Raw genomic sequence first — 23,708 nt, 5'->3', positions numbered from 1 at the left:
AGAGGTGTATTACGAAGCCAGATTCTTCGCCACGAAATCCCAGTTCACCAGGCTCCAGAAGTGATCGACATAGGAGGGACGCGCATTGCGGTAATCAACGTAGTAGGCATGCTCCCACACGTCGCAGGTGAGCAGCGCCTTTTGCCCGGCGGTCATGGGGGTGGCGGCGTTGGAAGTCGAGACTATCGAGAGCGCGCCGCTCTTGTCTTGCACCAACCAGGCCCAGCCGGAGCCGAAGGTGGTGATGGCGGTTTGGGTGAATTTCTTTTTGAACTCATCAAATGAACCAAAGGCTTTGTTGATCGCATCAGCCAATGCCCCGGAAGGCTCGCCGCCGCCATTGGGGCTCAGGCAGTGCCAATAGAAGGTGTGGTTCCACACCTGCGCGGCATTATTGAAAACGCCGCCGGAGGATTTCATGATGATTTCTTCCAGCGAGAGATTTTCGAACTCGGTGCCGGGAATGAGATTATTCAGGTTGTTGACATACGCTTGGTGATGCTTGCCATAGTGGTACTCGATGGTTTCAGCCGATATGTGGGGTTCCAGGGCATTTTTGGCGTAGGGCAGTTCGGGCAATGCGTGTACCATGTATTTCTCCTCATAATATGTAAGATAGCGCCGCGTCACGGATAAGAATGAGTCTAGGGGAGAGCGGGCGTCAATGCAAGATACTGATTTCATGCCCCCCACTTTAGCGCCGGATTGTTACAGCAAGACTAAAACTGCTACATTACGCATGGTTCACAATCAACCCGGATCTCTGCCCTTTGCGTATCGCACTCCTAGAAGATGACCCCGACCAGGTGAACCTGCTGCAGAAGTGGCTGCATCAAGCCGACTATATCTGTCATGTCTTTGGCACAGGTGAGCACTTGTTGCGCGACTTGGGGAGAGACACTTTTGATTTGCTGATAATTGATTGGGAACTCCCTGGCCTAAGTGGCATCGATGTGGTTACACGTATCCGCGAACGGCTGGACTGGCACATCCCCATTCTGTTTGTGACCGCACGCGACCGCGAGGAAGATATCGTACAAGCCCTGGAGGCAGGGGCGGATGACTATATGATCAAGCCGGTGCGGCAGATGGAAATGCTGGCCCGCCTCCGTGCGTTGCAGCGCCGCAGCGGCGGGCATGAAGCGGTGGGGTTTTCTCCATACCGGTTTGATCGCGCCAACCGCACTGTAACTCACGGCGAACAGGCAGTGCAGCTTACCTCCAAGGAGTACGAGCTTGCCGAATTCCTGTTCCGCAATACGGGGCGGTTACTTAGCCGCGGCCATATCCTGGAAAGCGTTTGGGGGCAGCGTGCCGATTTGAACACGCGCACCGTGGATACCCATGTTAGCCTGATCCGCCAGAAGCTGGACATCGGCGCACACAATGGATGGCAGATCAGCACAATCTACCGGCATGGCTACCGGCTGGAAAGCACCACGGACGACGTCAAACCAGACGCGTGAGCAAAAAAATCCCCCTTACGGGGGAAGTGGGGGGTTAGTATTATTTGGTCTGTAGCAGATCCCTGATTTCCGTCAGCAACCGCTCTTCTGCAGAGGGTGCGGGCGGAGCGGCCGGTGCAGCCTCTTCCTTCTTCTTCATCGAGTTGATGGTCTTTACCGCCATGAATATGGCAAAGGCGATAATCGTAAAATCAATGATGGTCTGAAGGAATTTTCCGTACTTCACCGTAACCGCCGCCGCACCTGCCGTAGCCTCCTGCAAGGTGATCGCCAGATCGGCGAAGTTAACCCCGCCGATCAGCAGGCCTATCGGCGGCATGATCACATCTTCCACAAAAGACGACACAATCTTGCCGAACGCCGCGCCGACGATGATACCCACCGCCATATCGACCACGTTGCCCTTGACCGCAAACGATTTAAACTCTTCTAACATGCTCATGGCATTATCCTCCTGAAAAACTGATTCGGTTTTACCCGTTAAAAACCATACACCAGGGTCACCGCAGTTTCGGTATCCGTTTTCTTCGCCGCAACAGGCACATCGGAGATATGCCTTGCGGTGAATGATAACTTCATTGCCAGATTACCCGCCACCTGTGCCGTGAGCGCCGTTATCGAGCGGGTGACCGTAGATTTGCTGCCGAAATCGCTGGTCACGTTTTGGGTGAACGACGCCGTTGGGCTGAGCTTCCACAGCAGATTGCCCGCGACACGGCCGATCAACTCACTGTCGGAATCGCCGGTTTTGAACTTGGTCTGGCGCGCACCTGGGCCTGCTTCCAGGTCCAGCGTCAGATTGCTTTGGTTGATAACGCGTCGGCCGTAGCCCAACACTTCGGTCAAACGGTAATCAAACCCGGCAAAGCGGTCACTCTCGTAACCCACCGAACCGAACATGTAATTCAATTCATCAAACTTGTAATCACTCTTGCCGGACAGCAGGTAACGCTCTGCCGTTGTACGCACAGCGTCGGATGAATTCAGGGCATCGAATTTTCCGGTGTGGCGCCATTGTTCCTTCTCGTATATCACGCCAGCGGAGGCCTTGACCGTTGTGGTCTCGGTATTACCGCTGGTCGCAACCACACCCAACCCCGCCTCGCCCTTCCATGGCTTGGGGGCCTCTTCCGCCATCGCCGGAACGGTGGCGCCCAATAACACGATTGTTGCTGCAATATTTCTGATAGGCATCGCGGCTCTCCTTGATTAAAAAAGGGTGGCTGCACCAGTTATGAATAAACCCATCCGATACAACCACCCACACTCTCACTCTATCACTGCAGGATATGCAGTTCCACACGGCGGTTCTGCGCCTTTCCTGCCGCAGTGCTGTTGTCCGCCACTGGATTGGCCGCGCCGTAGCCCTTCGCGCTCAGTTTATCCGCTTTTACGCCATGGCTGACCAGGTAATCGGCAACCATCTTCGCGCGCTTCTGTGACAGCTTCTGATTCAGCGCAGCGGAACCGCGATTGTCGGTGTAACCGGCCACTTCGACAGTGATCTCCGGGCGCTTCGACAAGGTGTCGGCAACACCGTTAAGAATGCTGATGGAGTCCTTGGTCAAACGATCCGTTCCCGTCTCGAAGTTCACGCCCTTGAGCACGATAACCTCGGCGATCTCGCAGCCGTTGCCATCAACCTTGACGCCCGCCTTGCTGTCAGGGCAGCGGTCTTTGCTGTCTACAACGCCGTCCGCATCGCTATCCAACTCACAACCTTCGGCACTGACCTTGGCACCGGCAGGCGTGTTCGGGCAACGGTCCTTGCTGTCTACAACACCATCTGCGTCGCTGTCCAGTTCACAGCCTTCTGCATTGACCCTGGCACCGGCAGGCGTGTTCGGGCAACGGTCCTTGCTGTCCACAACGCCATCTGCGTCGCTGTCCATTTCACAGCCGTCGGCATTGACCCCGGCACCGGCAGGCGTATTGGGGCAACGATCTTTTTTATCCACCACACCGTCGTTATCGCTATCAGCAGGGGGAGCGGGCGGGGCAACCACTGCTGCCACGACGGGCGCTGCCATTGCTACCGGCGCAACTGCTTTCGCGCCCAATGGAATCACCAGACCCACATTGACCAGCCAGTCGCCAAAGCGTTTCTCGGCAGGGATGCTGTTGTCATCGCGGTCCACGCGGTAACGCGCATCGGCACGCAGGCCCAGACCGTAATCGTTAAAGGTGTGCATCACGCCCAAACCGGCATTGGCCATAGGATTAGTGTTGCGGCTCCCGGAATAGGTAGTCCTGAGGGCACCTGCGCCGATTACGGCATAAGGGGAAAAACCAGGGCTGCGACTAAAGAAGTACAATCCATCCAGAAGCAGGCCGCGCTGCCGAAAGGTGTTCACACCATCATCTCTATGCAGATTATCGCCGACACCGCTGAATTCCAGATTCCAGGAGTCGCTCACCGACCTGCCGACGCCAAGCTGTCCACCCAGGTGATTCTTGACCTGGCGATCATCATCCGCACCGATGAACGATACCGATGGCGCCACATACCAGCGACTATCCGACTCTCCCGCACCGGCTTGAGCACAAACCAGCAGTGCCGCCGAGGCAGTTAACGCATAGGCCACATTTCTTTTTTTCATAATCACTCTCCACAATTTTATAATTTAGATATAGCTATGATTCACGACATCGAGCACCTTCGAAAAAGCTCACGACACCGTTTCCCAAAGGTGTGGCACATGGTAATGAGACATCCCTTGCGGCACAATGGATCAAGACTGGAATTAACAAACCTTAACAATATTGAAAACATAGGAATATTTCATGTGCGGCATCTGTGGTGAATTGCGATTTGACGGCGGCGCGCCCGATTTGGCAGCGTTGCAACGTATGATGGCTCAGCTCGCGCGGCGCGGGCCGGACAACGAGGGCGGTTACTCCTCCGGCCCGGTTGCGCTGGGACACCGGCGGCTTGCGATCATTGATCTTTCCGGGCGAGCCAACCAGCCTATGGTAGACAGTGAACTGGGCCTTGTTGTGGTGTTCAACGGCACAATCTACAACTACCGCACCCTGCGCACTGAGCTGCAAGCCCTTGGCTATCGCTTTTTTTCCGAAGGCGACACTGAAGTCATCATCAAGGCCTATGCCGCATGGGGTTCCGCCTGCGTCGAGCGGCTGAAAGGTATGTTCGCCTTCGCGGTGTGGGATAGCCGTAAGCAGCACTTGTTTCTTGCGCGCGACCGCTTGGGTATCAAGCCGCTCTATTACAGCCGCAATGGGCAAACCCTGCGTTTTGCCTCCAGCCTGCAAGCCCTGCTGGCGGCGGGCAATGTGGATGTCTCCATTGATCCGGCTGCGCTGCACCATCAATTGACATTGCATGCAGTGGTACCTGCGCCGCGCACTATCCTCAACGGCGTGCGCAAACTGGAACCGGCCACTACACTAACGGTGGATGCGCGGGGCGCCACCACTTTCAATACCTACTGGCGGCTCAATGCGACGCGGCCAACCACCACCAGGAACGAAACTGAATGGGTAGAGGCCGTCCACACCACGCTGCGCAATGCGGTACAAAGCCATCTAAGCGCGGCGGATGTGCCGGTGGGCGTACTGCTCTCGGGCGGGCTTGATTCAAGCCTGCTGGTGGCACTGCTCGCCGAGGCGGGCGTAAGTGATCTGCGCACCTTTTCGGTAGGCTTTGAAGACCAGCCAGAGGAGCGCGGCAGCGAGTTTGAATATTCGGATCTGGTGGTGCAACGTTATGGCACGCGCCACCACAAATACACCGTCCCCAACAGCGACATCCTGGATCGCCTGCCCGAGGCGATACGCGCCATGGCCGAGCCGATGGTGGGCCAGGATGCCGTGGCGTTTTACCTGCTCGCCGAGCGCGTCTCCCAGGAAGTGAAGGTGGTACAGAGCGGCCAGGGCGCGGACGAGGTGTTCGGCGGCTACTTCTGGTATCCGCTGATGCAGGCCGAAGCAGGCACTGATCTGGAGCGCTTCCGCAAACACTATTTCGACCGCAGCCATGCCGAATTTCTTGAAACCGTTGCCGCACGTTATCACGGTGAAGACCATACATCGGCAATAGTGGCGGCACTGCTCGCCGCGCCCGGCGCGGACACTTTTCTGGATCGCGTATTGCGCATGGATGTGACGACACTGATCGTCGATGATCCGGTCAAGCGCGTCGACAATATGACCATGGCCTGGGGACTGGAGGCGCGCGTGCCGTTTCTCGATCATCATGTGGTGGAACTGGCCGCGCAGATGCCGGTGGAGCTGAAGCTGAGAGAAGGCGGCAAATACCCGCTCAAAGCTATTGCGCGCGGGCGTCTGCCGGATGCCGTAATCGACCGCCCCAAGGGCTATTTCCCAGTGCCCGCCCTCAAGTACGTGCGCGGGCCTTTCCTGGAATTCATGCGCGGCGTACTGGATTCGCAGGCATGCCGCAACCGCGGGTTGTTCCAGCGCGGTTACGTGGAAAAACTGCTCGCCGCACCGGAGAAATACCTGACACCGCTGCAAGGCAGCAAACTGTGGCACTTGGCGCTACTGGAGTGCTGGTTGCAGTTGAATGTCGACGCAAAATAACCAACCATTTATGTCGGGAATTGTTTTGGACTGAATTTACAAGTAGAATCGCATTTAACCGGACCGCTTGGCCTTTCGCGGAGCCACAATCTGAACACGAGGTAATCTATGGAAATTTTAGAAGTCATCGACCAACAGGTCAAAAGCAACCCCGTCATCATCTACATGAAAGGCACACCGCAGATGCCGATGTGCGGCTTCTCCAGCCGCGCCGTCCAGGCCCTGCGTGCCTGCGACGCCGACTTTGCCTTTGTCAATGTGCTCGAAGACGCGGAAGTCTTCGAAAACCTGCCCCGCTACGCCAACTGGCCCACCTTCCCGCAGATCTACATCAACGGCGAACTGATCGGCGGCTGCGACATCACTCTGGAACTTTACCAGCGTGGTGAGTTGCAGAAGATGGTGGACGATTTGAAGGCACAAAAGGAGGCGCAGGGCTGATACTCTGCGCCTCCCTCGATCCCTTCAGGCTACTAGGGGGCGGTATCAAGCCGCCCCTTTTCTTTTTCAAAGATCGGCCCATTTCCCTGATATTTGCTTCTCAAGAGTGCCGTCTCCATTTTCATCGACATCAATGCGATAGTCAGTATTATTAAGGGTTACTAATGTGGCCTTGGATCCCTTGTCCCCCGTGACGACAAGCTCGCCCTGCGAAGGCGTCGTATCCATGACGCCATTGTTAATATAGAAACGAAACGGTATTTGAGGCGTAGCCAGGTCGACATAGCCATCATCAGGCCCATAGAATCTCCCCGTCATGCTGACATCCACCAAGACTCCCGGACTTGCGCTTGCAAGCAGTTGGTAATTTTCTATCTTGTAGACTTTGCCCGTCGTGTCGTCGCGCGACACCATGTTGATGGTGGTGAGAACGTGGGGATGTGCTGTCGCATCGATGGCAACGATACCTGTGGCGGTAAAGGCGTCGCTGCCGGACTTACCGCTGAGAGCTACGAAATTCATGCTCAATTTTTCCATCGTCGGCGGCTGTGTCCCCAAATTTACTTTGCCGGAGAAGCTGATCTTGCCGGATAAGGTAACACCCTCATTACAATAATTGTTGAAGGTAATCGAACCGCTGCTAATGTTTCCGGTGACATCATCGTATGTTGCGCTACCTGAGAAGCTGCCGCCACAGCTGCCTTGCTCCGTGATCGTCTCAGTCTTAACGGCTGCGCCAAGATTGGCCCTGGGAAGCGCAGTGACATCGATCTTTCCGAGCGCATTACGCAAGGTCTCGGATAACACCAGCGTGAGGGGATGATTGATCTGATGGTCCGTCACATTCGTTTGTGCCGATGCCGCGACACCGCCCAGCGCTCTGCCTGTGGATCGCCCTTGATAAGCGCATCCAGCAAGGCTTTTGGCATTAGCCTGGGTGATAACGGCCTGGGTGGTGAGGCCCGTGTAGGTGATGAGTGTTGGACCGCCGAAATCGCCTCCGCCACCTCCTCCGCAACCCGCCAAGACAAGGGTAAAGATCATTGCTATCGCTGGCATAAAGTATTTGGTTCTCATGACACACCCCTCTTAATTAAAGATCCTCAAATTTTAATCACAGCTTTTTCTTCCCTGCTGCTAATAAATCGCTCGGGCTACCGATGCAACGTGATCACAAAATCCGGAATTCCCTTTCACCGAAAATGAAAGGGTATGTGCTTGAAAGAAAGAACACACTGACCTTTTTACCATATACCGAAAGGTATTTCCTTGATCCACATCAAACCCTCATCAGTTATGCGACGCCAGGTTCTTTCCCTGGTCTCCGGGAATGGGGTATCCCTTTAACTCCACAGCAGTCACGACGCGGTTTTTTCGATAATTTCATCATACGTCACCGGCACGTCGTAACGGCCTGATGAAGCAAGCGGTAAAACAGTAGGCCCCGTGACCGCGAGGTTCGGCGATTGAAGTGAAACACAAATTCGTCCAGATAATAGCCGAGCTGCCCAGGTTGAACAGCGCCATGGTGAATGCCCAGCAGCCATCGCTGAAGCAATGAAGCAAGGAAGCACTCGATGCACACCTGGCATTGATTCATGAGCCGGCCCGCCTGCCGCTTGAGCCGATCTACGGCTTGATTATTCATTAATGCGGCGCTTCGAAAAGCTCCCGTCAGAAAATCTGCTGAAATTGCAGCTCCAGCCCAAGAGTGCGGGCGCGTTTAAGATCAAACGTGTCAAGGCTCGCCCCGATGTGCCAGCGGTTGGCGATGGCCCGTAACGTATAACTCAGGCTTGCGCTGTTGTACAACCCTTGCCACTGGATACTCGAATCCTGATACGGCGAACATGGAACGGATGTTAGTGATCACCGCGTTTCTGGCCGTGCGGTTGTTGCAATTGCGAGAAATGCTGGACACGCCGGAGGAGGATGAGCAGGTGAGCTGCGACACGCTACTGAACGAAGACGAGTGGACCGTGTTGTGGGTATCGACCCAGCGCAGCGCGCCACCGACGACGGCGCCATCGATTCGTTGGGCGTGCTTGGCGGTCGCGAAGTTGGGCGGATTTACTGACACCAAGCGCACTGGGCGTCCTGGGTGGGACACGATGTGGCATGGCTGGTTTCGCTTGAAGAAGCGACTTGAGGGCTATCAAATGAGCGGGCTCGCGCGTGCCACATTGTGATCAAGAGACAGAGGCTATCCGGGGTTGCCAGCCATCGCTCGCTCACGCGTCGCTTCCATGGCTGACGCCAATGTCTGTCATGATTCCCCGCCAAAATAACCCAGCCGTGCGGAGAGCCGCTTGCCGGCGGTAATCGTCACCGCTATCCATTCGTCACCGCGCCGCGCAATGGGCGCGGAGACCGATAGACCTGCGACCATTTTTCCGCTGGCGTCCAGTACCGGCACGCCAATACAACCGACGCCGGTTTCGGCCTCTTCGTTATCAAGAGAATATCCCCGCTCCAATGAGCACGCCGCCTCGTCCCAGAGCTGCTCGGGCTGGGTGAGGGTGGTGGCGGTGTAGGCAGGAAGATGGGTGCGCTGAGCATAGGCCAGACAAGCGGCTTTGCCGTCGAATGCAAGAAACAGCTTGCCCACTGCCGTGACATGCAGCGGGGCATGGCCACCGATGACTTGTTCGACGCGGATCATTTTGTGGCTGGAGACACGTTCCACGTAGACTACTTCATCGCCGTCGCGCACGGTGAGGTTTACTGTCTCACCCAGTTCGCTGCGCAGCCATTCCATGATCGGCAATGCCTCTCGTTTAAGATCCACGCGTTGTTCCACCCGGCTGGCAAGGCCGAGCAATTTGATGCCCAACCGGTATTGGCCGGCCTCGGTGCGCTCCACCAACCCGTGCTCGCCTAATGCCGCCAGAATGCGGTGGGCTGTGGAGGGGTGTAGCCCGGTTTCGGCGGAGAGGATTTTCAGGCTGACGGGGCCATGCCCTTGGGCGATGGCGTCCAGCAGTTGGGCCATGCGGTCTATGACTTGAATGGAGCTGGTGGCTTTTTCTTTCATTTCACATTATGAAAACTATTACATATTGCGAAATAATATACAGGGGGATACTATATTTGCAACATTCTTTTGTATAACTTAGGAGCGTCGCCATGGGTACCCCAACCGCAATCAGCATCCCGGCTTTCTGTGAAGGCATTCAGTACTTCGCCGAAGCCCTGCCAGGTTCAGATGAATATGCCGCACATCCGGTCATCGCTGCAGGGCAGAGCGCCGTGGCTGACCCCAGCGATCCGCGCGCGGCATTCCAAACCCTGCTGGGGGCGGATGCGTTGCGCTATCTTACCCTGCAAATGACGGGCTCCAAGGCTTCCGGCCATCCGGGCGGGTTTGCTAGCAGCGCTGAGGCCTACACTTCGCTGGTGATGTTGGGACACACCAATATCGTCACCGAAGTGGGCCACCATGCACCCGGTTTTTACAGCGCCATGTTCATGGACTCCTCGCTGGAGGAGATGGGCATCAATACGGTTCAAGATCTGCGTGCGCGCTTCCGTGAGAAGCACGGTTTGCTGGGTCACCTCTCTGGCGCCATTCCCGGCATTCTTGCTCCTGCGGGTCCGCTGGGGCAGGGTCAGCATTTCGCCATGGCGGGTGCGATGCTGCACCCCGGCACGCTGTTCCCCTTCACGCTTGGCGATGGCGGTATGGGCGAGCCGTACATCCTGAATGCCATGATGCACTTCCACGTTGCTTTTCCCACTATCACTAACTTCCTGCCGGTGCTGATCTGGAATGGCTACAGCCAGGAGCATCACGCAATGGTCTCGCTGTTCACCGACGAGGAGATGATTGCCTACTGGAAGGGACACGGCTTTGAGTCCGTGTATCTGGTGGATGCCAAGAATTTTGATGACGCGGGGCAGAGCGGTGCTTTTGTGGATAGCACCCGCTTCTCGATGGAAAATCGCCTGGCATTCACGCGAGCCATGCTGGAAACCATGAATGAGGCGGCGCAGTCCGCGCTGGGCGGCAAGCTCACGGCCTTTATTGTTAAGCAGCTCAAGGGCTCGGGTGTGCATGCGCTGGGTGCGAAATCACACAACCTTTATCCCCAGCACACGCTTGAAAACGTCGATGTTGTGGAAGGGCTCAAGCGCCGCGCACTCGCCCCGCAGGCGTGGCAGATTGTGCGTGACAACTTCAGCCGCGCCGGTGGTGGCCCTGCCGCGCGCACCGCAGTGACAGAATCCGTCCTGGCGCTGACACCGATCACCCATTTGCCCTTGCAGGAGTTTGCGCTGGGTGAGAACAAGCCGCCGACCACGGCGATGGGTGCGCTGGTGGGTGCAGTGGGTAAGCAGGACGCGCGCTTTCTGGTGACCAATGCTGACGGCAACGAGGCCTCCGGCATCGGCAACATCAACGAGGCATTGAAGATTCGTCATCCCACGGAAGATGCCCTGTATCACCAGACTCCTAACGGTCAGGTATACGAGCCACTCAACGAAGACGCCTGTGCGGGTCTGGCAGTGGGGTTGGCGCTGTTCGGCAGCCGCAGCCTGTGGTGTTCCTATGAGAGTTTTGCCATCAACGGCCTGCCGATTCTTCAGACCGTGACCCAGGCCATGGCCGAACTGCGCCGCAAGACACCCAGCGTTGTCACGCTGTTTACCGCCGGCGCGTTGGAGCAGGGTCGTAACGGCTGGACACATCAGCGCCCGGAGATCGAGGCCTATTTCGCCGCCATGATGCGCAACGGCAACCTGTTCCCGGTGTTTCCAGTGGACGCCAACATGATCCAGGCTGCCTATGCCTGGGCGCTGGACAGCTATAACAAGGGTATTATCATCACTGCGTCAAAGAGTCCGTTGCCGATCCGCACCACGCTGGAACAGAGCCGCCGCGCGTTGGCGGACGGTGCGATCACTCTGCTTGATCACTCTGGCGCGAAGACCGTGGTGTTTGCTGTGGTGGGTGACATGATCCTGCTGCCTGTGTTCGAGGCAGCGGAAAAATTAAAGGCTGCGGGCTTTGGCGTGAAGATCGTCGCCGTGGTCAACCCGCGTCGCCTCTATCGCCCCACTGATGTGGCCTGGGACACCTGCTCGGAGCCGGACAATCTGTTCCTCGACGACGATCACTTCAACGCACTGTTCGATGGCGATGTGCTGTTGGGCGTGAGCGGTGGACCCAGCGGCACATTGGAGCCGGTCATGTTGCGCACCCGCGCGCCGAAGCGTGATGTTTTCGCCTGGAAGCGCGGCGAAACCACAGCCTCGCCTGCGGAGATCATGAGCTTTAACGGATTGACAGGCGATAATCTGGCGCAGCGTGCACGAGAGTTGGCAGGGGTTTGATGTAGGGTGTAAACCTAAAAATGGCAGTTGGCCGCTTTTCTGGGCGGCTAACAATATTCTTTTAATAAGATTCATCATATCATGCAGGTTCACCTGTTTGGTGAGGCCGCTACGGAGCGGATCGCACGATTTTCAGTGCGCATGGCAGCGTTGCAACTCCTTGGAATGGAACAACCATTCCGCGTCGTCGCGCCTTGCCCTGCACCCTGAAAACCGCACACTCCACCCCGTCCAACTGCCGTTTTTAGGTTAAAGTGTCAGACGCAGGCTCTGTGTGCTGCGCCTGATACATCACTCCATCAACGTCCATGAAGGGAAATCAAATGAAAAAATTATTTTCCGCGCTCGTTTTCTCCGCGCTGGCCATCCTCAGCATTAATGTTTCTGTTGCCGCTGATGCGGAAAAGCTTGATGTCAACACAGCCACTGAACAGCAGTTGACTACTTTGTCCGGCGTAGGTGAGGCCAGGGCCAAGGACATCATAAAAGGGCGTCCATACAAGGCCAAGGATGATCTGGTGAAAAACAAAATCATTCCCCAATCGGTCTATGACAAGATCAAAGACAAGATCATTGCCAAGCAGAAGTGAGCAACCAAATGCTGGGTGGGTTCGCGCTTTTTGGGTAACTACCCAGCGTTGCGTAGCAACACAATGTAATTTTTTAGTGAGCGTCTGCCAGCTTAATCGCTAACAGGTGACGATATGATCCATCCTACTCTTACCGTGCATCTTGAAACCATCTCCGCTTTTTGCGAGCGAAATGCCGTTCGTGAGCTTGCGCTGTTTGGCTCTGTGACGCGCGCCGATTTCAGGCCGGATAGCGATGTGGATGTGCTTGTTGAGTTTAAGCCCGAAGCAAAGGTTGGGTTTATGGCGTTGTCACGCATGCAGCGCGAACTCTCGGATTTGTTTCATCGCCCTGTTGATCTCGTACCCAAGAAGGGATTAAAGCCAGTGATTGAGTTACAGATCATGCAAGAGAGGCAGATATTGTATGCGGCGTGAAGAGCTTTATCTGCAGGATATTGTTGAAGCGGCTGAGGCGATCAAAAAGTTTTTAGCTGATATCGACTATTCCAGCTTTCAGGGAAGTGATCTGGTGCGTAGCGCGGTGCTCCAGAAATTGACCATGATTGGCGAAGCGGCAGCACGAATTCCCAAGGAGTTTCAGGCTCGTTATACTGATGTGGAGTGGGCAGATATCATTGCATTCCGTAATATCGCCGTTCATGCCTATTTCGCGGTCAACTGGGATATCGTTTGGACAACCGCCACTGAAGATGTATTTGTACTTGAAGAACAAATCGACAAAATTCTACAGCTTGAGTTTCCAAAGGCCGCGCAATGACCACAACCAAAATCATCGTCCTTGACGACGACCCCACCGGTTCACAGACAGTTCATGGTTGCCTGTTGCTTACGCGCTGGGATGTCAATGCCCTCAAAGAGGCGTTGAGCGATGCCGCGCCGCTGTTCTTCGTGTTGACTAACACGCGAGGCATGAGTGCCGAGCGTGCTGCGGAAGTGACGAGTGATGTGTGCCGCAATCTGAAAATAGCGCTGAATGGAACAGGTATCAACCCCGTGCTGGTGAGTCGCTCCGATTCGACGTTGCGCGGTCACTACCCGGTCGAAACCGATGTGATCGCCGCAGAACTCGGGCCGTTCGATGCGCATTTTCTTGTCCCTGCTTTCTTCGAGGGCGGGCGCGTTACCCGTGACAGCATCCATTACCTCAAAGTGAATGGCGTGGATGTCCCCGTTCATGAAACCGAGTTTGCACGCGACTCGGTGTTTGGCTACCGCCACAGCTACCTCCCCGATTATGTGGAAGAAAAGACGGGCGGTCGTATTTCAGCAGGTGAGGTCGAGCGCTTTCTGTTGGCGGACATTCGTCATGGCGTGCTTGATAGGTTACTGGCCCTGGAAGGCAATCGTTGTGGCGCGGTGGATGCTGAAAATTACGACGACCTGGCGCGCTTCACTGCGGATGTACGTGTGGCGGCAGGCCAGGGCAAGCGATTCTTGTTCCGTAGCGCGGCGAGCCTGGTGAAGGCGCTGGCTGACTTGCCACCCCAGCCGGTGGCTGCCGAGGCAATGAGCCGTTTCACGCGCAATCATCGTCCCGGTGCCGTGATTGTTGGTTCTCACGTAGACAAGAGTAGCCGCCAGTTGGCAAGACTTTTAGACGAGGTCGGCGTTATGGGCGTTGAAGTCAACGTGCGGCGGATTCCAGCAGAGCGTGATGCCGTGTTGAAAGACACGCTAAAGCACATCAGAGCAGCGTATGAAACCGGCAAAACCGCCGTGGTGTATACGAGTCGCGGTGAGGTGCAATTCCCCGATCAGGAAACACGCCTGGCTTTTGGCGAAGCGGTCTCCGCACTGTTGATGGATGTGATACGCAACTTGCCACAAGAGCTGGGTTTCCTGATCGGCAAGGGTGGCATCACCTCCAACGACATGCTAAGCACTGGCCTTGCATTACGCGCTGCTCGCGTTCTCGGCCAGGTCGCGCCCGGTGTTTCGGTAGTGCGCTGTCCTGCCGATCATCCGCGTTTTCCGGATATGCCGGTGGTGATTTTTCCGGGGAATGTGGGGGATGACGATACACTGGCGTTGGTGTGCCGACGGTTTATGTTGCCCGGTTAATGAAAACATTGGCGTTCGATACTCAGGCATTAATCGCGGCCCTGTGCCGCATCCTGCCCTCCAGTGCCGTCTTGTCCGACGCGGAAGATCTACGCCCTTACGAGTGTGACGGCCTATCCGCTTACCGCGAACTGCCGCTAGTGGTGTGCTTGCCGGAGACGGTAGAGCAGGTGCGCGCGGTGTTGCGTGTATGCCATGACATGAGTGTGCCGGTGGTGGCGCGCGGTGCGGGCACGGGTTTATCGGGTGGGGCGCTGCCGTTGGCCAATGGCGTGGTGTTGAGCCTGGCTAAATTCATGCGCATTCTTGAAGTTGACCCTGCAAACCGCATCGCCCGCATACAGCCGGGGGTGAGAAATCTCGCCATCTCGCAGGCGGCCGCGCCCTATGGATTGTATTACGCCCCCGACCCTTCCTCACAAATCGCCTGCACCATAGGTGGCAATGTGGCGGAAAACTCCGGCGGGGTGCATTGCCTGAAATACGGCCTCACGGTGAATAATGTACTGGGGCTGAAGGTGCTGACCATGGACGGCGAGTTGCTGGAAATTGGCGGTGCCGCGCTGGATGGCCCAGGCTACGATCTGCTCGCGCTGATGACCGGCTCTGAGGGGCTGCTGGGAGTGATCGTTGAGGTCACCGTAAAGCTGCTACCCAAGCCCGAGCGCGCCCAGGTGGTGCTGGCAGCCTTCGACGATGTGGTGAAAGCGGGCGAGGCGGTGGGTAGTATCATCGGCGCGGGTATCATCCCCGGTGGCCTGGAGATGATGGACAATTTGGCGATACGCGCCGCTGAAGACTTCATACATGCGGGATATCCGGTGGACGCCGCCGCGATTCTGTTGTGCGAGGTGGACGGCGCGAACGAAGAAGTATCCGATCAGATACTCAAGGTGCGTGAGATATTGATGCAGGCGGGCGCGACCGAGGTGCGTACCGCGCGCGACGAGGCCGAGCGCCTCAAGTTCTGGGCAGGGCGCAAGGCCGCGTTTCCGGCAGTGGGGCGTATCTCGCCTGATTATTACTGCATGGATGGCACTATCCCGCGCAAGCGTCTTTCTGAGGTGCTCTCGCGTATCGCCGAACTCTCGAAAGAGTATGGCCTGCCGGTTGCCAATGTCTTTCACGCCGGAGACGGCAATTTGCACCCGTTGATCCTGTATGACGCCAATAAGCCCGGCGAGCTGGAGCGCACCGAAGAATTCGGCGGCAAGATCCTCGACCTATGCATCGCGGTGGGCGGTACCATTACCGGAGAACATGGCGTGGGCATGGAGAAAATCGGCCAGATGTGCCATCAATTCGCGCCCGCCGAGCTAACCCAGTTTCACGCGGTTAAACATGCGTTTGATCCGCAAGGTTTGCTCAACCCAGGCAAGGCTGTACCCACCCTGCACCGTTGCGCCGAGTTCGGCGCCATGCACGTGCATGGCGGCAAGCTATCTCATCCTGAACTTGAACGGTTTTAAAACGATGCCTGATACCGACATCAGTGCCGCGCTCCAGGCCAATGTGCTTGAGGCTATGGCGCAAGGCAGCCCCTTGCAGATTGTAGGCGGTGGCAGCAAGATCTTTTATGGCCGCGCGCCACAGGGTGATCCTCTGTCTGTGACAGGGCACCGAGGCGTGATCAGTTATGAACCGACCGAGCTGGTCATCACCGCCCGTGCGGGCACCCGGCTTGCAGATGTCGAGTCCTTGCTCGCCGAGCACAACCAGATGCTGCCCTTCGATCCACCCTATTTCACAGACGCCGCCACCTTAGGTGGCGCCATTGCCACGGGCCTGTCCGGTCCATGTCGGCCCTATGCAGGCAGCGCGCGCGATTTCGTGCTGGGTGTCAAGGTGCTGACCGGTAAGGGTGAAATCCTGGGTTTCGGCGGCCAAGTGATGAAAAATGTCGCGGGCTTTGATGTGTCGCGCTTCATGGCGGGCAGCCTGGGCACGCTGGGGGTTTTGCTTGAGGTTTCGCTCAAGGTGCTGCCGCGTCCTGAATCTGAACAGACACTGCTGTTTGAATCCTCAGAGCTTGATGCAATCCGACGTATGAACGCCTGGGCGGGCCAGCCGCTGCCGCTCTCCGGCGCGGCATTTGATGGCGGGAGGCTGTATTTGCGCCTTTCAGGAAGCACGGCGGCGCTGAATGCCGCGCGTGAAAAGCTGGGTGGAGAATTAGTTGCCGATGGTGCGGTCTTTTGGCGTGATGTGCGTGATCATACATGCACCTTCTTTCAGGGCGATGCCCCGTTGTGGCGAGTATCGGTGCCTGCCGCAACACCGCCGCTCGACCTGTCTGGAGAATGGCTGCTAGACTGGGGCGGTGCGCAGCGTTGGCTCAAGACAAGCAGCGCCGCTACGACGATCCGTGAGCTCACCGCCAAGGCAGGCGGCCATGCCACCCTGTTTCGTGGTGGCGACCGCCAGGGGGCGGTGTTTCATCCCTTATCTCCGGCTTTAATGGCCCTGCACCAGCGGCTCAAGGCGGCGTTCGATCCTCACGGGATTCTCAACTTGGGTCGGATGTATTCGGATTTGTGATCCAGTCATCAACGGTAAGCAAGGAGGTTGTGTATGAGTGAACTGACTCTTGTTATCGGCAACAAAAACTATTCGTCCTGGTCATTGCGTCCCTGGTTGCTGCTGAAGCACGTCGGCATTCCGTTTAAGGAAATGAGAATCCCTTTATATGTCGGGGATTGGCAGGCGGAAATGCTCAAATACTCGCCATCGGGCAAGGTGCCCGCCTTACGAGATGGCGGCCTGACGGTATGGGACTCGCTGGCGATCTGTGAGTACATTGCAGAGCAGTTTCCCGAGTGCTTGCTTTGGCCAAAAGACAAGGAAGCGCGCGCGGTGGCACGTTCGGTGAGTGCGGAGATGCACTCCGGTTTTGCCAATATGCGGCAGAATATGACCATGAATTGCCGGAAACGCTATCCTGGCAAGGGCCGTGCGCCCGGCGTGCAGGAGGATATCGACCGCATTACGGCCATTTGGAATGACTGCCGCGCGCGTTTTGGCCGTGGCGGGGATATGCTATTCGGTCAGTTCAGTATCGCCGACGCCATGTTCGCGCCAGTGACCACTCGCTTTATTACCTATGACGTGACGCTTGATCCTGTCAGCGCCGCATATGTCAAAGCGGTGCAGGTCTTGCCTGCCATGCAGGAATGGTATGCCGCAGCACGCGAGGAAGCTGAAGTGATTGAGCAATACGAGTACTAACACCCTACATTTGACCCTCGCCCCTCTTGAGAAAAGAGGGGAATACGATTTTTTTGTGAAGCATTCATGCAAACCCAACTCAGCGATTCCATCAAAAACACCCCTCAAGGCCAGGAGGCGGATGGCATTCTGCGCGCCTGCGTGCACTGTGGTTTCTGCACGGCCACGTGTCCCACATACCAATTGCTGGGCGATGAACTGGATGGCCCGCGCGGCCGCATCTATCTCATTAAGGAAATGCTGGAAGGCGAGACAGTCAGCCGCAAGACGCAGCTCCACCTTGATCGCTGCCTGACGTGTCGCGCCTGCGAGACCACGTGTCCTTCCGGTGTGCAGTATGGCCGGTTAGTGGATATAGGGCGTGCCGTGGCAGAAGAGCGTGTGGCTCGACCATGGCTGGAGCGTGTCACGCGTCATATGCTGCGCGCAGTGATTCCTTATTCCAGCCGTTTCACGCCGCTGCTTAGGCTGGGGCAGATGGTGCGGCCGTTGATGCCGGCGGCTATGCGCGCCTCCATACCATCACGGCAACCTTCCACACTTTGGCCCGCGCCGCGCCACGCCCGGCAAATGGTGGTGTTGGATGGCTGCGCGCAGCCCGCCATTGCTCCCAACATCAACGCCGCCACAGCGCGCGTGCTGGATCGGCTGGGCATCTCGCTGCTACGCGCCGATAGGGCAGGTTGCTGTGGGGCGGTGAGTCATCATCTCAATGCGCACGAAGAAGGCATGGATTTCATGCGCCGCAACATCGACGCCTGGTGGCCGCATATCGAAGCGGGTGCGGAGGCCATTGTCATGACTGCCAGCGGCTGTGGCGCCATGGTGAAGGAATACGGCCACATCCTGCGCCACGATCCGACCTATGCCGAAAAAGCTGCGCGTGTTTCTGCGCTTACTCGGGACATTTCCGAGGTGCTGCTGGCTGAAAAAGACGGCCTGGCAAAACACTTCAGCAACTCTAAGAGCCCGAAACTCGCTTTTCATTCGCCGTGCACCTTGCAGCATGGCCAAAAACTGCCCGGCATTGTGGAAAATATTCTGCAAACCTGTGGCTACGAGCTAACCCCCGTGCCGGACGCGCATCTGTGCTGCGGTTCGGCGGGCACCTATTCCATCTTGCAAAAAGAGCTTTCCCAGCAACTGCTGCAAAACAAACTCGCCGCGCTGCAGTCCGGCGCGCCTGCTTTCATCGCTACTGCCAACATCGGTTGCCTGACCCATTTGCAAAGCCGGTCGGATGTACCGGTCAGGCATTGGGTTGAGTTGCTGGACGCTGAATGATGATATTTCTTTTTGCAGAGGTTTTCCGTTCAGCTTCGGTTCAGCTTGATCGAGGTAATCTATGTCCAAGCTGGAAAGAAACCTCCAGCCAAGCGGAAGCGATAACGAGGGCAGACCATGCTCTTTGCTATATGGCCGGTGAATACGTTGGGTCGCCGGTAAATGACTTGGTAATTTGATAGGAGAAGATAATGAAAGTTCAAGCGCTTGTTCTGGGTGCCGCTCTGTCGGTTGCTGCACTGCCGTCTTTTGCTGCTGAAGGCCTGGATCTGGCCAAGGCTAGTGGTTGCTTGGCTTGCCACAGCGTAGAGAAGAAAGTTGTCGGTCCTGCTTGGCAGGATGTTGCCAACAAGTACAAAGGTGATGCCGCTGCCAAGGCAGCCCTGATCGCCAAGGTCAAGGCTGGCGGCAAGGGCAACTGGACTGCCGTAACCGGCGGTGTTCCAATGCCCCCCTACTCCCCTCGCGTTGCCGATGCGGATATTGAGAAGCTGGTGACCTTCGTATTGGGTCTGGCCAAGTAATAGCCGGATAACATCCCCCCCTTACGGGGAAGGATGTCACCCCGCCTCCCTCATGCAGTGTCCTTTCGGGCGCCGCGTGAGGGAGGTTTTTTTATGGCTGATGAAAAGGATTGTTGTTTATATTTTTCAATATGTTACGACCCATTCCGGCCTCCTTTCCGGCCTCCTTTTTGGTTTCATTCAGCCCCTGTTCAGCCTCGATGAGATAGTCTGTAATCGCCTGCAATGATCAGGCGTTCCACTACTGGAGGAGACAACAATGAAGCCCTCAATGCTTGTTCTGGGTCTTGCCTTATCATCCCTTGCCGTTTCGTTTAATGCTGTCGCTGATAATGACAAGGGTCACCATGATCGCCATGACCGCTCCTATGACAGGGGCTATTACGATGGTGATTATGGTCGTCATGAGCGTCACGGCCATGAGCGTCGTTATGATGATTTTGGCAAGGTGATCGATGTCGATCCCATCATCGAGGTTTCGCGCACGCCCTACTCCCGACAGCAATGCTGGGATGAGCAGGCAACTTATTCCGGGCGCGGTCGCCATGACGCTGCGGGCGCGATGATTCTTGGCGGCATAGTGGGTGGCGTGGTCGGCAATCAGGTGGGTGAAGGGCGCGGCAGAGATGCCGCCACATTGCTTGGGACGCTGGTGGGCGCATCCATCGGCCATGACATGAGCGGGAGAAATGAGTATTCCGCCCCCGTCGTAAACCAGCGCTGCCGCACCATCACTCAGTATGACGAAAGTGAGCGTGTCTTTGGTTACCGCGTGACGTACCGTTATAGAGGGCAAACCTATGTAACGCGCACTGACCGTCATCCCGGGTCGATGATCAGGGTCAGCTCAATGGTTGCGTCGTATGACGATTGAGATCCCGAGGTGGACTGATCGTATATTAAAAGGTGGCGCGCTGGCGGCGCTATTGGTAGTGTGGGCGATGCCCGCCCACGCCGCGCCATCTGTAGCGGGGATGGACGCGCATGGAGCCTTCCGGTTTACGGATCATCAACGGCGGCAATTAACGCTCGATGACGCTGCTGCCGAGGTACGTCAGGCAACGGCGGGGAGGGTAGTGTCGGCAGATGCAGCGGAGATGCAAGGACGAGTGATGTTCCGCATCAAGGTGCTCACCACCTCCGGGCAGGTACGCATCTTCATGGTCGAGCCGGAGGGCGGTAAACGGTTTGAATAAAGAGTGAATGGTAGGCAATGCGAATATTGGTCATTGAAGACGAGGCCTCGCTGCGCGAGCAATTGCTGACCCGGTTCCGCGAGGATGGCTATGCCGTGGATGCGGCGGCGGACGGGGAGGAAGGCCTGTATCTGGGGTCGGAATTTCCCTTCGATGTTGCCGTGGTGGATCTAGGATTGCCCAAGCTGTCGGGTATCGAGGTTATTCAGCGCTTGCGCGCTACTGGAAAAACCTTTCCCATTCTGATTCTGACTGCGCGCGGACGGTGGCAGGAGAAGGTTGAAGGGCTGGAGGCCGGTGGCGATGATTATCTGGTCAAGCCGTTTCACATGGAGGAACTGCTGGCGCGCATCAAGGTACTGCTGCGCCGCGCGGCGGGCTGGTCGCAGCCGGTACTGCGTTGCGGGCCGGTGGCGCTGGATACCGTCTCCCAGCAGGTCAGCGCGCATGGTCAGGCTGTGGATCTGACCGCGTATGAATATAACCTGCTTGAATACCTGATGCTGCATAACGGTGAAGTAGTGTCCAAGGCAGAACTTACCGAGCACCTCTATGATCAGGATTTCGATCGCGACAGTAATGTCCTCGAAGTGTTGGTGGGGCGATTGCGACGTAAGCTTGATCCGGAAGGGACGCTTCAACCTATAGAAACTCTGCGTGGACGAGGCTACCGTTTCACTCTGGCGCGCGATTCCCATGCTCTCCCTTAACGCCCGTTTGTTGATCGCTGGCAGTCTGGTGCTGGCGGCGTTCCTTGGACTCACCGGCTTTACGCTCGACAAGGCGTTTCGCACCAGCGCCGAGGCCGCCATGCGCGACCGTCTGCAAGGCCATATCTATGCGCTGCTCGCCGCCTCCGAGCTGGACAAAAATGGGGTGATGAGCGTATCTAAAGAGATGCCTGATGCAGGATTTGCTACGCCAGGGTCGGGTATTTACGGGCAGATAGCCTCGCATGATGGCAAGCAAGCACTGCGCTCGCCTTCCATGGTGGGGCTGACGATACCCTTCACTCTCGGCCTGGAGATGGGAACCAATCGCTTTGAGCGTGTCATTGCCTCGGATGGCACGCCCCTGTACGCGCTCGGTTTTGGCTTGTCCTGGAAAGTGAAGGGCAAGCAGCGTGGCTTTACCTTTAGCGTTGCCGAGAACATGAACAGCTTTTATGTGCAGGTCAACAGCTTCCGGCGCAGTCTGTGGGGCTGGCTGGGCGGTGTAGCGCTGTTGCTGCTGGCGGTGCAGGGCAGCATCCTGCGCTGGAGTCTTGCGCCGTTACGCCGCGTGTCCACCGATCTGGCGGCCATCGAGGCCGGACAGGCTACCCAGTTGGAAGGCCGGTATCCGCAAGAACTGCGCGGCCTGACCGACAACCTCAATATTCTGATACGCGCCAGTCATGCACAGTTGGATCGCTATCGCCATACACTGGGTGATCTTGCCCACAGCCTGAAGACACCGCTCGCCGTCGTGCGCGGTTCAGTGGAAAACGAAAGCTCCGTGGAGGAGTTGCGCCGTACCGTGCAGGAACAGGTGGACCGCATGACGCAGATCGTCGAATACCAGCTCCAGCGTGCCGCAGCATCGGGCCGCACCGCACTCGCTGCGCCGGTGAACGTCAATACGGTAGTGGAGCGTATCGCCGCCTCACTGAGTAAGGTATACGCCGACAAGGGCGTTCACTTTTCAATCCGGACCGAGGACGATGCCGTGTTTTATGGCGACGAAGGCGACCTGATGGAGCTTTTAGGTAACCTGATGGATAACGCTTGCAAATGGTGCCATCACCGCGTTGCTATAACCGCCCACCCCCTTGCCGACGCCTTTCATAGGCACTCCGGGCTGGAATTGCGGGTGGAAGACGACGGACAAGGCATCCCCCTGGAGCATGCCGATCTAGTACTGCAACGCGGTGTACGCGCCGACGAAACCATCCACGGCCACGGCATCGGCCTGGCGGTGGTGCAAGACATCCTGCGTGTATACGGTGGAACGCTGGAAGTCGGTAAAAGTGAGATGGGCGGCGCGAGTTTTATAGTGAGTATGCCAGGGGCATAATTATTTTTGCCCGGTTGTCACCCGTGTGAAGTGGCCTAACACACTATGGATCCACTCTGCGTAGCTGGAAACCAGCATCCCCCCCCCGCCTGAGCCGAATTTCGGCGCGGTCGCCCCAAGCTGAAAGGTATTGATGCCCGCAAGCATCCAGCGTCCACCTGATTCGACGAAAGCCGGGCTGCCCGAATCGCCGCCGCCCACCGTGGTTTCGATGCCGTTACCCAAGGTGGGGCCGCCACCCTGGTTTGACGTTCCCTCCGGACCGTCAAAATCATATATATAGGCCTCCAGGCGCTTACTGCCCTCATCGTCCGGCACCACCCCATCCACATTATTCTTGCCAATCCTTTTTACCGCGGGATTACCGCCCACGGTAATGCCATCCACACCGTTTCCACTGGCGCCATACCCCACCAGCGTCAGCGTCATGCCGGGCGCGGGAGGCGATGTATTGAGGTCATAAATGGCCACGCCATCGGGTACTGCCTCGCTGAGCTGTACCACGGCTACATCATCGCGGGTGATGTCATTCTTGTTGTAACCGGCGTAATCCGGGTGTACGAAAACAGCCTTGGCCTGGATGCTGTGCGACAGATCGGCGCCGTAATTGAGGTTAAACACGATCTTATCGGGCGCCACGCCATTCACAACATGGGCCGCGGTCAGCACGTGGTGAGGGCCGATCACCACGGCGCTGAAGGTTCCGCCATTAATCGACAGACTTCCAACACCTGTCCAAGGCGAAGCAGTGGTATTAGGGTCGATACGTTGCGTAGGGGAGTCTGGCGCAACGCCAGCCAGCAGGGCATGAGCGGGCGGGCTATGCGCAACGATGAGCATCATACCGAGCACAAGGCGTAACACTATGAGATTGGGAAGCATCGACGTGGGTAAGAGCATGTCGCTATTGTCTACCGGTAGCGCTGTGGGCGCAACCCGGGGAGATTCCACAGGGGCGATAGCTCG

The 23,708-nt window shown here is 56.9% G+C and carries 24 protein-coding genes and 2 pseudogenes; 18 read left to right on the top strand and 8 right to left on the bottom strand.

What is annotated here, in order from left to right:
• Positions 1-9: 9 nt before the first annotated feature.
• The gene (gene sodB, locus M3A44_04860; protein MEQ6340986.1) at positions 10-591 is read right to left on the bottom strand and encodes a superoxide dismutase [Fe]; all 582 of its coding nucleotides are present in this window, start codon (positions 589-591) and stop codon (positions 10-12) included.
• 179 nt (positions 592-770) lie between these two features.
• On the opposite strand from sodB, the gene M3A44_04855 reads away from it, so the two are divergent.
• Positions 771-1,466, top strand: a complete 696-nt coding sequence (locus tag M3A44_04855) for a response regulator transcription factor (GenBank protein MEQ6340985.1) — start codon at positions 771-773, stop codon at positions 1,464-1,466.
• Positions 1,467-1,506: 40 nt separating this feature from the next.
• On the opposite strand, the gene mscL is transcribed toward M3A44_04855, so the two are convergent.
• The 3 genes from mscL to M3A44_04840 form a co-directional block, all read right to left on the bottom strand.
• Positions 1,507-1,908 carry a large-conductance mechanosensitive channel protein MscL gene (gene mscL / locus M3A44_04850; protein ID MEQ6340984.1) on the bottom strand — a complete coding sequence of 134 codons (402 nt, stop codon included), beginning with the start codon at positions 1,906-1,908 and terminating at the stop codon, positions 1,507-1,509.
• Positions 1,909-1,946: 38 nt separating this feature from the next.
• A complete protein-coding gene (locus M3A44_04845) occupies positions 1,947-2,660 on the bottom strand; it encodes a DUF481 domain-containing protein (protein ID MEQ6340983.1) in 714 nt (237 codons plus the stop codon).
• A gap of 83 nt (positions 2,661-2,743) precedes the next feature.
• Positions 2,744-4,066 (bottom strand): OmpA family protein, encoded by a 1,323-nt coding sequence (locus M3A44_04840; GenBank protein MEQ6340982.1) that lies wholly within the window; start codon positions 4,064-4,066, stop codon positions 2,744-2,746.
• Positions 4,067-4,250: 184 nt separating this feature from the next.
• Between M3A44_04840 and M3A44_04835 the strand changes: the two genes are divergently transcribed.
• Together M3A44_04835 and grxD are read left to right on the top strand one after the other, a co-directional pair.
• Positions 4,251-6,029, top strand: coding sequence for an N-acetylglutaminylglutamine amidotransferase (locus M3A44_04835; GenBank protein ID MEQ6340981.1), 1,779 nt, complete (start codon positions 4,251-4,253; stop codon positions 6,027-6,029).
• 108 nt (positions 6,030-6,137) lie between these two features.
• Positions 6,138-6,470, top strand: a complete 333-nt coding sequence (gene grxD, locus M3A44_04830) for a Grx4 family monothiol glutaredoxin (GenBank protein ID MEQ6340980.1) — start codon at positions 6,138-6,140, stop codon at positions 6,468-6,470.
• A gap of 66 nt (positions 6,471-6,536) precedes the next feature.
• Here the strand turns inward: grxD and M3A44_04825 are convergent, their stop codons facing one another.
• Together M3A44_04825 and M3A44_04820 are read right to left on the bottom strand one after the other, a co-directional pair.
• Positions 6,537-7,547: a hypothetical protein gene (locus M3A44_04825; protein ID MEQ6340979.1), complete on the bottom strand. Its 1,011-nt coding sequence runs from the start codon at positions 7,545-7,547 to the stop codon at positions 6,537-6,539.
• A 281-nt stretch (positions 7,548-7,828) separates the two neighbouring features.
• A pseudogene (locus M3A44_04820) lies at positions 7,829-8,077 on the bottom strand (IS1595 family transposase).
• 243 nt (positions 8,078-8,320) lie between these two features.
• On the opposite strand from M3A44_04820, the gene M3A44_04815 reads away from it, so the two are divergent.
• Entirely contained in the window at positions 8,321-8,659 is a 339-nt protein-coding gene (locus M3A44_04815; GenBank protein ID MEQ6340978.1) for a hypothetical protein, read from the top strand.
• 77 nt (positions 8,660-8,736) lie between these two features.
• Here the strand turns inward: M3A44_04815 and M3A44_04810 are convergent, their stop codons facing one another.
• Positions 8,737-9,504 carry an IclR family transcriptional regulator gene (locus M3A44_04810; protein MEQ6340977.1) on the bottom strand — a complete coding sequence of 256 codons (768 nt, stop codon included), beginning with the start codon at positions 9,502-9,504 and terminating at the stop codon, positions 8,737-8,739.
• Between the two features lie 92 nt (positions 9,505-9,596).
• On the opposite strand from M3A44_04810, the gene M3A44_04805 reads away from it, so the two are divergent.
• From M3A44_04805 to M3A44_04740, 14 genes and pseudogenes are all read left to right on the top strand, one after another.
• On the top strand, positions 9,597-11,804 hold the full coding sequence (locus M3A44_04805) for a phosphoketolase (GenBank protein ID MEQ6340976.1): 2,208 nt from the start codon (positions 9,597-9,599) through the stop codon (positions 11,802-11,804).
• Between the two features lie 398 nt (positions 11,805-12,202).
• Positions 12,203-12,394, top strand: a pseudogene (locus tag M3A44_04800) (helix-hairpin-helix domain-containing protein).
• Positions 12,395-12,508: 114 nt separating this feature from the next.
• Positions 12,509-12,811 (top strand): nucleotidyltransferase family protein, encoded by a 303-nt coding sequence (locus tag M3A44_04795; GenBank protein ID MEQ6340975.1) that lies wholly within the window; start codon positions 12,509-12,511, stop codon positions 12,809-12,811.
• Positions 12,801-13,154 (top strand): DUF86 domain-containing protein, encoded by a 354-nt coding sequence (locus M3A44_04790; protein MEQ6340974.1) that lies wholly within the window; start codon positions 12,801-12,803, stop codon positions 13,152-13,154. The genes M3A44_04795 and M3A44_04790 overlap by 11 nt, the downstream gene beginning before the upstream one ends.
• The gene (locus M3A44_04785) at positions 13,151-14,458 is read left to right on the top strand and encodes a four-carbon acid sugar kinase family protein (GenBank protein ID MEQ6340973.1); all 1,308 of its coding nucleotides are present in this window, start codon (positions 13,151-13,153) and stop codon (positions 14,456-14,458) included. Before M3A44_04790 ends, M3A44_04785 begins: the two co-directional genes overlap by 4 nt.
• Positions 14,458-15,927, top strand: coding sequence for an FAD-binding protein (locus M3A44_04780; GenBank protein ID MEQ6340972.1), 1,470 nt, complete (start codon positions 14,458-14,460; stop codon positions 15,925-15,927). Before M3A44_04785 ends, M3A44_04780 begins: the two co-directional genes overlap by 1 nt.
• Before the next feature lie 4 nt (positions 15,928-15,931).
• Entirely contained in the window at positions 15,932-16,996 is a 1,065-nt protein-coding gene (glcE, locus tag M3A44_04775) for a glycolate oxidase subunit GlcE (GenBank protein ID MEQ6340971.1), read from the top strand.
• A gap of 33 nt (positions 16,997-17,029) precedes the next feature.
• Positions 17,030-17,683, top strand: coding sequence for a glutathione S-transferase family protein (locus M3A44_04770; GenBank protein MEQ6340970.1), 654 nt, complete (start codon positions 17,030-17,032; stop codon positions 17,681-17,683).
• Positions 17,684-17,749: 66 nt separating this feature from the next.
• A complete protein-coding gene (gene glcF / locus M3A44_04765) occupies positions 17,750-18,967 on the top strand; it encodes a glycolate oxidase subunit GlcF (GenBank protein ID MEQ6340969.1) in 1,218 nt (405 codons plus the stop codon).
• A gap of 191 nt (positions 18,968-19,158) precedes the next feature.
• Positions 19,159-19,491 carry a c-type cytochrome gene (locus M3A44_04760; GenBank protein ID MEQ6340968.1) on the top strand — a complete coding sequence of 111 codons (333 nt, stop codon included), beginning with the start codon at positions 19,159-19,161 and terminating at the stop codon, positions 19,489-19,491.
• A gap of 259 nt (positions 19,492-19,750) precedes the next feature.
• Positions 19,751-20,365, top strand: coding sequence for a glycine zipper 2TM domain-containing protein (locus M3A44_04755; GenBank protein MEQ6340967.1), 615 nt, complete (start codon positions 19,751-19,753; stop codon positions 20,363-20,365).
• Positions 20,355-20,687, top strand: coding sequence for a hypothetical protein (locus M3A44_04750; GenBank protein MEQ6340966.1), 333 nt, complete (start codon positions 20,355-20,357; stop codon positions 20,685-20,687). The genes M3A44_04755 and M3A44_04750 overlap by 11 nt, the downstream gene beginning before the upstream one ends.
• Before the next feature lie 17 nt (positions 20,688-20,704).
• Positions 20,705-21,397: a response regulator transcription factor gene (locus tag M3A44_04745; GenBank protein MEQ6340965.1), complete on the top strand. Its 693-nt coding sequence runs from the start codon at positions 20,705-20,707 to the stop codon at positions 21,395-21,397.
• A complete protein-coding gene (locus M3A44_04740) occupies positions 21,384-22,742 on the top strand; it encodes an ATP-binding protein (protein ID MEQ6340964.1) in 1,359 nt (452 codons plus the stop codon). Before M3A44_04745 ends, M3A44_04740 begins: the two co-directional genes overlap by 14 nt.
• Here the strand turns inward: M3A44_04740 and M3A44_04735 are convergent, their stop codons facing one another.
• Entirely contained in the window at positions 22,743-23,585 is an 843-nt protein-coding gene (locus M3A44_04735) for a trypsin-like serine protease (GenBank protein MEQ6340963.1), read from the bottom strand. It lies immediately after the preceding gene.
• Positions 23,586-23,708: the final 123 nt, after the last annotated feature.

This window comes from Gammaproteobacteria bacterium, assembly GCA_040183005.1.
GTDB lineage: Bacteria > Pseudomonadota > Gammaproteobacteria.
Note: the sequence above shows the minus strand (reverse complement) of the source record. Positions and strands in the feature narration are given on the sequence as shown.